Genomic DNA, 9,445 nt, shown 5'->3' with positions numbered 1-9,445 from the left:
TTGTTTAGCGAGCGAAAGATCCTGGTAGATCATCTCGATGCCGAGGCGGCGCCGCTGGCCGGGATCGAGCGCAAGGATGTCCTTGCCGTCGAATTCGATCGAGCCGGTGTCGGCGCGGTAGATGCCGGTGATGGTCTTCATCAGCGTCGACTTGCCGGCGCCATTGTCGCCGACCAGCCCGACCACTTCGCCGGCCGCGACCGACAGGTCGACGCCATGCAGCACGTCGACCGCGCCGAAGCTTTTGCGGATGCCGTGGAGCGAAAGCAGGGTCATACGCGCGACTCCTTCCGCACCTGGTACTGGTCGATGAAGACCGCGAGGATCAGCACCGCGCCGATCGCCATCTGCTGGTAATAGGACTGCACGGCTAGCAGCGTCAGGCCGTTCTGCAACACGCCCATGATCAGCGCGCCGATCATGGTTCCAAGGATCGAGGCGCGGCCGCCGAAGAGGTTGGTGCCGCCGATGATCGCAGCAGTGATTGCCGTAAGCTCGTAATTGATGCCGGCGGTCGGATCGCCGGCATTGACGCGGGCGGTGAAGAGCAGACCGGCAAGGCCGGCGAGCGCGCCGGACAGCGTATAGATGATGCGCCGGTGCTGCTCGACGCGGATGCCGGCCGCGCGCGCGGCACCCTCGCTGTCGCCGAGCGCCAGCGTGTGGCGGCCGAAGCGCGTATAGGCGAGCACCGCATGCGCGACGATCGCCGTCAGCACGAAGATGATGACCGGCATCGGAATGCCCAAGGGCCGTCCTTGCCCGATATAGACGATCTCGGGCGGCAGGCCGTAGATCGCCCTGCCCTGCGAGATGACCAGCGCCAGCCCGCGCGCCAGGCCCAGCATGCCGAGCGTGACGATGAAGGCCGGCACGAAGGCGCGAGTCACCAATTGCCCGTTGATATAGCCGGCAATCGCGCCGGCAAGGATGCAGGCGATCACGGCGAACACCGACGGCCAGCCGAGATTGACGGCAACGAAGGCGCCGGCCACGCCGGCGAGCCCCATGACCGATCCGAGCGAAAGGTCGAGCCCGCCCGAGCCGATGACGAAGGTGGCGGCAATCGCCAGCACGCCGATCGTCGAGGTCGCGAGCAGGATGTTGAGGAAATTGCTGAGCGACAGGAAGAAGGGCGACAGCAGCGCCATCGCCGCACTCAGCGCCAGAAGCACGACCAGGGACTCCAGCCTGATGTGGAGCCTCTCGACGGATGCGCGCTGCACCCGAGCCCAGAAACCGGGCTGCGCCGTTTCGGAAGACATGTTTTTTACCCTTCGGGTAGGGGTTAGGCAGTGGGGATTAGGGACTAGGCACCCCTACTGCCTACTGCCTCATTTCACATATTGCAGCATCGGCTCCTTGCCCGCGTCGAGCACGTCCTTGGTCAGCACCAAGGTGGGCACCGCGACGCTTTCCTCGACCTTCTCGCCGGCCAGCGCCTTCTTGACGTTCTCGACCGCCTGCTTGCCGACGAGATAGGGAAGCTGCGCGACGGAAGCGTTGAGACGGCCTTCCTTGATCGACTTCACCGCATCGACATTGCCGTCGACGCCGATCATCGTCACCTGCTGGCCTTTGCCCGCAGCGTAAACCGATTCCACGGCGCCCAGCGCCATGCCGTCATTGGCGCAGAAGATGGCGACGAGATCGGGATGCGCGGTCAGCGTGTCTGTGGCGATCGAGGCCGCCTTGCCGCGATCCCAGTCGCCCGGCAGCGAAGCGACGATCTGCAGCCCTGGCGCCAGTTCCTTCAGCTTGTCGGCGAAGCCCTTGGCGCGCTTCTCGCCGGTGATGTTGCCGGAGAGACCTTCGATCACCAGCACCGGACCCTTGGCGTCCTTGCCGAGCTTGGAGACGAGATATTCAGCACCCTGCGCGCCCGCCGCGACATTGTCGGAGCCGATATGGAAGGTGACCTTGACGCCTTCCTTGTCGAGAACCGCCTGGTCGAGATTGTTGTCGAGATCGACGATCTTGATGCCGGCGTCCTGCGCCGACTTCAGGCAAGGCAGGAGGTTGGTCGAGTTGATGGCCGCGGTGATCATCGCCACCGGCTTGCGTTCCAGCATCGTGTTGCAGAGGTTGAGCTGCGGCTCGGCCGCCTGGTCGCTTTCGGCCGCTTGCTGGAAGTATTTCACGCCGGCTTCCTTGGCGCCGTCGGCGACGCCCTGGGCCATCGCGCCCCAGAACGGATTGGCCAGCGTCTTCATCAGCACGCCGTATTCGCCGTCTTCTGCCCTGGCGGCGCCGACCGCTGACATTACCAAGGCGACGCCCAATGCAAGAGTAAATCGATTTATCTTCAGGATAAGCGATGTCATTCCAATCCTCCGTTTGTTTGCGCCGGGTGTCTGGGCCAGGGCCGGCGCTTTTCTTCCGTTGTCGACAATGGGGGCTATTGTCGGTCTCCTCCCCCGGAATGCGGGACGCTGCCTGGCGAGCCAACGGATTCCCGCATCAACACCTTGCAAGGTTCGAGCCGCGCCCTCGGCGGGCCGCCCTCGCCTTCGATCCTGCGAAACAAAACTTCCATTGCGTTGCCGGCGATCTCGCGCACCGGCTGCACCACGGCGGCGATGGCCGGCCAGGTCACCTGCATCCATTCGGCATCGTCGAAGCCGACCAGCGAGATGTCGTTCGGGCAATGCCAGCCGCGTCGCCGGAATTCCGACAGCGCCACCAGCGTGCCCTTGAGGAACAGCGAATAGACCGCCGTCGGCCGCTCGCCCCTGTCAGCCCCCTTGGAGAAATAATCGTGAAGCAGCGCCCGCAAAGGCTCGACCTCGCTTTCGGAAAGCACAACGTCGATGCGGATGTCGGGCGCAAGTTCCAGCGCGGTGCTGCGGAACCCCTCAAGACGGGCACGCACAGTCGCCGCCTGCTGGCCGAGGCCGACCACGAGGATATGGCGATGGCCCTTGCCGACCAGCGCGCGCGCCACTTCGGCGCTCGCCGCGGAACTGTCGGCCGAAACCGTGTCGAAGGCATCGTCGGCAAGCACGCGGTCGATCAGCACCCCGGTCATGCCGTTCGCCTTCATGAAGGCGGCCGCGGGACCATGCTCGTTGCGCACAGGCGCCAGCACGACGCCGGCGACGCGCCAATCATGCATGCGGGCAAGGATCTCTTTCTCCCGCGCCTCGGATTCACGGCTCGACGCCGCCACCAATGTGTAGCCGCGCTGCTCGGCAAGGCCCTCGAGTTCCGTGACCATCTGGCCGAAGAACTCGCTTTCGAACTCGGGCATGATGGCGCCGATGATGCGGCGCTTGGCCCGGCGCATGTCGGAGGCTAAAGGGTCGACGCGGTAGCCGAGCAGTTCGACGGCATCGAGGACGCGCTGCGCGTTTTCCGGCTTCACCGTCGTGACGCCGGCCAGCACCTTGGAGACGGTCGCCGCGGACACGCCGGCATGGCTTGCCACATCGTGGATCGACGGGCGCCGCTGCTGGGCTTCCTGTTGCGCCATTAATCTCCTCCCGCGGGCGGCTGGCCGCAAACCCTCTTGCTAATGTAATCGATAAATCGATTTTTCGCTGTTGTAAATCGTTTCATCCGGAGTAAAAAACGCAGTTGTGATTGACGCAATCCAGTCGCGCCGGGAGGAACATCATGTCCAACAAAGCCTCGCCGCTGGTGATCAGCGCGCCCGAACCGCGCACGCTCGACCTGATTTTCACGCCGCCGCAACTGGCGCTGTTTCGCAAAAAATATCGCATCGTCGAGACAACGCCCGAAGGCGTGGCTGAGTTGCCTCCGAATGTGCTGGCCGAAGCGCGCTACATCGTCGGCCAGCCGCCGATCGCACCGGACACGTTGGAGAAATTGAAGGCGCTGCGCTGCATCTTCAATGTCGAGACCAACCTCATCAACAACATGCCCTATGAGACGCTGTTCGCCCGCGGCATCCACGTCGTCACCACCGGCCTGGTGTTTGCGGAACCGGTTGCGGAGCTCGGCCTTGCCATGGCGCTCAACCTGGCGCGCAACATCGTCGATGCCGACCTCGCCTTCCGGCAAGGCAAGGAGCTGTGGGGCGGCGACGGCAACCAGAAAGCCCGACTGCTCTCGGGCGCCGATGTGGGCATCATCGGCTTCGGCGATCTTGGCCGCGCGCTCAATCGCCTGCTTTCCGGCTTCCGCACCCGCACCAGGGTCTATGACCCATGGCTGCCGCCTTCCGTACTTGTCGAGCACGGCGTCGAACCGGCCTCGCTCGACAAGGTGCTGTCGGAAAGCGATTTCGTCTTCGTCGTCGCCTCGGTGACCAGCGAGAACCAGGGTTTCCTCGGCGCCGATGCCTTCGCGAAGATGCGCAAGGGCGCCGCCTTCATCCTCCTCAGCCGCGCCGGTGTCGTCGATTTTGCGGCCTTGATGGCGGCGGTGAAGAGCGGCCACATCGTCGCCGCCAGCGACGTCTTCCCGGAGGAGCCGTTGGCGAAGGACCATCCGGTCCGCGCCCTGCCCGGCTTCCTGCGTTCGGCCCACCGCGCCGGCGCGCTCGACGTCGCTTTCAAGCGCATGGGCGACATGGTGCTGGAGGACATGGACCTCGTCGATCGCGGCCTGCCGCCGATGCGCTCCAAGCGCGCCGAGCGCGAGACCGTTTCCCGGATGCGCTCCAAGCCGGTCGACAGAAACTGAATGACCGGCGGCCGACACATTCTCCGTATGGCTAAAGCAATTCCAGGAAAAGTGTGAGCGGTTTTCCGTCTGGAATTGCGTCAAAACAAGGGGTACAGCGGGTCGCCGTTTCCGTGAAACGGTGAACCGCTCTAGGTAGGCAATGCCGAACTGCGGCGGATGATTTCTTCTTCATCGGTTGTGCCGAAATTCGCCTCGAGCCAGGCGATCGCGCTGGCGACGTCGGCGATGGCGAAGCGTGCCGCGGTCTCGCCCTGCGGCTTCACGCGGATCGAGATCCCGCCCGCGGCATTGACGGTCTCAAAGCCGTTCTCGTCCGACGTGTCGTCGCCGAGGAATACCGGACGCCGGCCGCTGAACGGATCGAGCTGCATGAAGCGCCTGATCGCCGCCCCCTTGGCGGCTTCGAGCGGCATCAGCTCGACGCCGGCATTGCCGGCGATGACCCGGTATCCTTCCGGCAGGCGGGCAAGCGCCGCCTCGACCAGTTCCGTCGCGCGGGCCAGCAAATGCGGCGCCGCCCTTGTGTGAATAGCGAGCACCGGGCCCTTGCGCTCGATATAGACGGCCTTGCTTGCCAGCTCGAGCTCGATCTCGTCGGCCAGTGCCGCCATATCCTCCGGCTCGTCGGCGGCCTCGATTTGCCCGTCCGGCGTCAGCCTGTGTTCCAGCCCATAGAGGCCGGCGATCCGCAGCTTCAAGGGGTCGAACAGGCCGTCGACGGCCGCGATCGAGCGGCCGGTGATGAAGGCGAGCGCGCCGTCCAGCCGCTGGTCGATCGTCTCCAGCAGGAGGCGCAGCCCCTCGCCGACCGACACGCTGTCCGGATGGGCCGCGTGTTCCAGCAAGGTTCCGTCAATGTCGAGGAAAAGCGCCCATCGACCTTCGGGGAGTCGTGGCGTCAAATCTGTCTGTAAGTTCATCGGAATCCGACTGCCTGTTTGCGTTCGAATATGGAGACGACATTGTCGCCATTCAGCGACCGGTCGGATAAAGCCGTGACCCGGTCGAGCTCGTCGCGCTTCCTGAGCCGCGCCGCGTCGAGCAGCATGCTGCCGGCCCAGCGATAGACGTTGTTGTCGCGGACGATCTCGCGCATGCGCCGCATGCGCTCGTGCTGCTCTTCCGGCCCCATGGTGAGTGCCTGCAGCATGGTCTCGCTCATCATCGCCGCGTCATAGGGATTGACGATCAGCGCCTCCAGCAGCTCGCGCGAGGCGCCGGCGAAGGTGCTGAGCAGGAGCACGCCCTGCTCGTCATCGCGGGAGGCGACAAATTCCTTGGCGACGAGGTTCATTCCGTCATGCAGGCTTGTGACGAGGCAGATGTCGGCGGCCCGATAGATTTCGTAGACACCCTTCTGCGAGTGATGCTCGGCCACCAGCACCACAGGGTGGTAATGCTCGTTGCCATAGCGCTCGTTGAGCTCCTCGGCCAAGCGCAGGCATTCCTCATGCAGTTGCTTGTAGGCCGGCAGCGAGCCGCGGCTGGGCGCGGCGATCTGCAGGAACACCACCTTGCCGATCGTTTCCGGATGGCGGATGAACAGCTCGTCCAGCGCATGGAAGCGGTCGAGGATGCCCTTGGTGTAGTCGAGACGCTCGACGCCGACGCAGAGCTTGGCATCGGCCGGAATGCCGAACCGCTCGCGGATGTGTTGTCGCGAGTCCTCGACCGAAGGCAGGGCCTTCAACAACTCGACGGGCCATTCGATAGAGATCGGATAGGCATGCACCAGCGTCGTTTGGCCGCCATAGGATATGGCGGCGTCGGCGCGCTCGATCCGGCTCTCCATGAAACGATCGACGCTTTCGGTGAAGTTGTTGGCGTGGAATTGGGTATGGAACCCAATGATCGAGCTGCCGAGCAGCCCGTCGAGGATGCGTTCGCGCCATGGGCAGATGCTGAACACTTCCGAATTCGGCCACGGAATGTGCCAGAAAGTGATGACGATCGCGTCCGGCAAGCGCTCGCGGATCATGCGCGGCAGCAGCGCGAAGTGATAATCCTGGACCAGCACGATCGGCCGCTCGTTGCGGGCCTCGGCGACCACCGTATCGGCGAACTTGCGGTTGACAGCCTCATAGGCTTCCCAGTCAGAATCGCGGAAGGTCGGGCGGGTGAAGGCGACATGGCAGAGCGGCCACAGCCCTTCATTGGCGAAGCCGAGATAGTAGCCCTGATATTGCTCTTCGGTCAGCCAGACCCGGCGCAGCGTGTAGGAGGGATTGCCAGGCGGCACCTGCACCCGGTCATTCGCGTCGACCACGACGTGGTCTGCGCTGCCGCCGCCATAGGCGATCCATGTGCCGGCGCAGGCGCGCGTGATCGGCTCCAGTGCCGAGACCAGTCCGCTCGCCGGTACGACGAGTTCGACATCGCCGTTCTTGTCCTCATTGTGGATGTAGGGTTCGCGGTTGGAAACGACGATGACCTGTGCGTCCGGCAGGTCCTCGGTGAGGATCTTGCGCAGCGTCTCCGGCGACCAGGTGACGAGGGCGGCGTCGACCGACTGCCCGTTCTTCTCGAATTCGCGCAACACCTTGCGCGCGGCTTCCGAGGCGACATCGTCACCCGGGGCAGGCGTGTTCACACCCTTTGGATGCTGATGACGGTGCCTAGATACTGAAACGAAGATCGCGAGAGCGGAAAGTCCGAGACTTACAAGGATAAGGACCCACAAGAGGTCGACGCCGTATTGTGTCATTGAATGCCAGGTTGCCTCCGGCTGTCCGCTATTTTGTTTTTCGTTCTTGCCGGCTGCGGATGGATAGGCCGGTACCAGTTCGCAACGCACAAAGTCGCGATCGGTTCCGACATTTTTCGGTTGCCGGACGCAACCTTGCCGGCCTTTGTTCTAGGTTCGCACGATAAGCGGCACCATGCCCTCGTGCCGGTCGGACAGGAAGGCGACGACGCGGTCGCCGACCCGTTGGAAAGCGAGGTCGACGGATTTGTCGCCGACGCTGAGATGCCGCAGCGTGAGCGTATCGATGCCGATCGGCAGCCTTGGGCGCGTGACGTGCAGTTCGCCTTCCCATCCATCGATTTCCAGGCCGAGGCAGGCCTGCATCAGCATGAAGGTGGAGCCTGCCGACCAGGCCTGCGGCAGGCAGGCGACCGGATAGGCGATCGGCGCCTCGCCCGGCGCCCGGGTGAAGCCGCAGAACAATTCCGGCAGCCGCATGTTGAAATGCACGGCCGACTCGAAGGTGCCGCTCATCATCCGAACCACGCTGTCGCGCTCGCCGTAACGCGCCAGGCCGACGCCGCAAAGCGCGGTGTCGTGCGGCCAGATCGAGCCGTTGTGGTAGGACATCGGGTTGAAGAAGATCGCATCGTCCGCGAGCGTCCTCAGCCCCCAGCCGGAATGGAAAGAGGCCGACAGCAACTGGTCGGCGACCATCTTTGCCCGCTCCAGCTCCGGCAACCCGACATAAAGCAGATGCCCGGCATTGGAGGTGCGGACCTTGCAGGGTTCGCCCTCGCCATCGATGGCAAGGGCGTAGAAGTTGAGATCGTCCATCCAGAAATCGCGCTCGACGGCCAACCGCATTTCCTCGGCGCGGTTTTCCCAATGCTCGGCATCGGCGAACTCGCCGCGGCGGCGCGCGAGCGAGGCGAGGCCCCGATAGGCGGCAAAGACATAGCCCTGCACCTCGACCAGGGCGATCGGTCCCTTGGGAATCCGTCCGTCGGCATGGAAGACGGAATCGATACTGTCTTTCCAGCCCTGGTTGGCAAGACCGGACTCGGCCGCGCGCTGGTAGGTGACGAAGCCCGTCGCCCGGCTTGCCTCTTCCGTCCACTCGGCGGCCGCCTTGAGCGACGGCCAAAGTGTGTCGACAAAGGCCATGTCGCCGGTGCGGTCGGCATAGGCGCAGGCGAGATGAATGTAGAGCGGGGTCGTGTCGACACCGCCATAATAGCGGCCGAAGGGGAGTTCGCGCAGCGCCGCCATCTCGCCCTTGCGCGTCTCATGCATGATCTTGCCTGGCTGGGAATCGATGAAGGGCGACGTCTCCGTCGCCTGATGCTCGGCAAGAAACGCCAGCACACCGCGCGCCAGGCCGGGATTGAGCCACAGCATCTGCAGCCCCGAAATCACGCCGTCGCGGCCGAAGGCGGTCGAGAACCACGGAATGCCGGCATAGGGATAGGGCCCGGTCGAGAGTTCGGTGGTGAGCAGCGCGACATCGGCGCGCGCGCGCTCGACCCAATCGTTGAACACGCGGCCCGAACTGTGCACCGTGGCACCATGCCGGCGCTTGGAGCGCATGCCGAAACGGGCGCGGGCCGCGGCGGCGCGGAAGCGGTCGCGCCCGGGTGTATCCGCGATCTCCGGGCCGACTTCGACATAAAGCACCTTGCTGCTGCGCTTGGTGACCGCGATCAGGAAGTCGGCGCGATTGTCGCTCAACCGGTCGGGGGCCTGCGAGAAGGAAATCGCCGACAGGCGCGGCAACCCGTCGAGACCGTCATAGCCGAGCAGCACCGATGCCTTCTCGGTCCTGGCGACATGGACCGTTCCGCGTTTCGGCCGCGTCGAGCCGCGCACCTCGAACATGTCCCGGAAGTCGGCGGCGAAATGCAGCGAGACGGCAATGGTCGAGTGCTCGCGGCTGTAGTTGGAAAGCGTGATGCGATCGAACAGCCGGTCCTGCCAGATCAGCCTGACGCGCTCGATATGGATCGCGCCTTGCGGAATGTCGCGGCCGGCGGCGCTCTGGATCGGCAGGTTGGTCAGGTTGCTGGTGAACAGCACATTGTCCTGGCTGAGCGAGGCGCCGAGCAGCGA

At 64.4% G+C, this 9,445-nt stretch carries 8 protein-coding genes; 1 reads left to right on the top strand and 7 read right to left on the bottom strand.

Features of this window, described 5'->3' with window-relative positions; translation table 11 throughout:
- The 4 genes from EOA38_RS18250 to EOA38_RS18235 all read right to left on the bottom strand — a co-directional run.
- Window positions 1-276 (bottom strand): ATP-binding cassette domain-containing protein (locus EOA38_RS18250; protein WP_145965989.1); only part of this gene is annotated, 276 nt, incomplete at its 3' end.
- Complete coding sequence (locus EOA38_RS18245) at window positions 273-1,265, bottom strand: ABC transporter permease (RefSeq protein ID WP_126092945.1); 993 nt, start codon at window positions 1,263-1,265, stop codon at window positions 273-275. The genes EOA38_RS18250 and EOA38_RS18245, both read right to left, overlap by 4 nt.
- 69 nt (window positions 1,266-1,334) lie before the next feature.
- Window positions 1,335-2,324: a substrate-binding domain-containing protein gene (locus EOA38_RS18240; RefSeq protein WP_126092944.1), complete on the bottom strand. Its 990-nt coding sequence runs from the start codon at window positions 2,322-2,324 to the stop codon at window positions 1,335-1,337.
- Window positions 2,325-2,398: 74 nt separating this feature from the next.
- Window positions 2,399-3,472 (bottom strand): LacI family DNA-binding transcriptional regulator, encoded by a 1,074-nt coding sequence (locus tag EOA38_RS18235; protein ID WP_126092943.1) that lies wholly within the window; start codon window positions 3,470-3,472, stop codon window positions 2,399-2,401.
- A 143-nt stretch (window positions 3,473-3,615) separates the two neighbouring features.
- Here EOA38_RS18235 and EOA38_RS18230 point away from each other — a divergent pair, with 143 nt between their 5' ends.
- Window positions 3,616-4,647: a hydroxyacid dehydrogenase gene (locus EOA38_RS18230; protein ID WP_126092942.1), complete on the top strand. Its 1,032-nt coding sequence runs from the start codon at window positions 3,616-3,618 to the stop codon at window positions 4,645-4,647.
- 131 nt (window positions 4,648-4,778) lie between these two features.
- Here the strand turns inward: EOA38_RS18230 and otsB are convergent, their stop codons facing one another.
- From otsB to EOA38_RS18215, 3 genes are all read right to left on the bottom strand, one after another.
- Window positions 4,779-5,570 carry a trehalose-phosphatase gene (gene otsB, locus EOA38_RS18225; protein WP_126092941.1) on the bottom strand — a complete coding sequence of 264 codons (792 nt, stop codon included), beginning with the start codon at window positions 5,568-5,570 and terminating at the stop codon, window positions 4,779-4,781.
- Window positions 5,567-7,354: a trehalose-6-phosphate synthase gene (locus EOA38_RS18220; protein WP_126092940.1), complete on the bottom strand. Its 1,788-nt coding sequence runs from the start codon at window positions 7,352-7,354 to the stop codon at window positions 5,567-5,569. Before EOA38_RS18220 ends, otsB begins: the two co-directional genes overlap by 4 nt.
- Window positions 7,355-7,504: 150 nt before the next feature.
- Window positions 7,505-9,445, bottom strand: a 1,941-nt coding sequence (locus tag EOA38_RS18215; RefSeq protein ID WP_127299869.1) for an amylo-alpha-1,6-glucosidase, incomplete at its 5' end; no start/stop codon positions are given.

The sequence above is a fragment of the Mesorhizobium sp. M1E.F.Ca.ET.041.01.1.1 genome, assembly GCF_003997355.1.
Lineage (GTDB): Bacteria > Pseudomonadota > Alphaproteobacteria > Rhizobiales > Rhizobiaceae > Mesorhizobium.
This window is presented reverse-complemented; position numbering and strand designations above follow the sequence as displayed.

Coding starts and splice junctions, on each gene's coding strand:
- EOA38_RS18245 (WP_126092945.1), bottom strand. CDS start 1,265: ATGTCTTCCGAAACGGCGCAGCCCGGTTTCTGGGCTCGGGTGCAGCGC.
- EOA38_RS18240 (WP_126092944.1), bottom strand. CDS start 2,324: ATGACATCGCTTATCCTGAAGATAAATCGATTTACTCTTGCATTGGGC.
- EOA38_RS18235 (WP_126092943.1), bottom strand. CDS start 3,472: ATGGCGCAACAGGAAGCCCAGCAGCGGCGCCCGTCGATCCACGATGTG.
- EOA38_RS18230 (WP_126092942.1), top strand. CDS start 3,616: ATGTCCAACAAAGCCTCGCCGCTGGTGATCAGCGCGCCCGAACCGCGC.
- otsB (WP_126092941.1), bottom strand. CDS start 5,570: ATGAACTTACAGACAGATTTGACGCCACGACTCCCCGAAGGTCGATGG.
- EOA38_RS18220 (WP_126092940.1), bottom strand. CDS start 7,354: ATGACACAATACGGCGTCGACCTCTTGTGGGTCCTTATCCTTGTAAGT.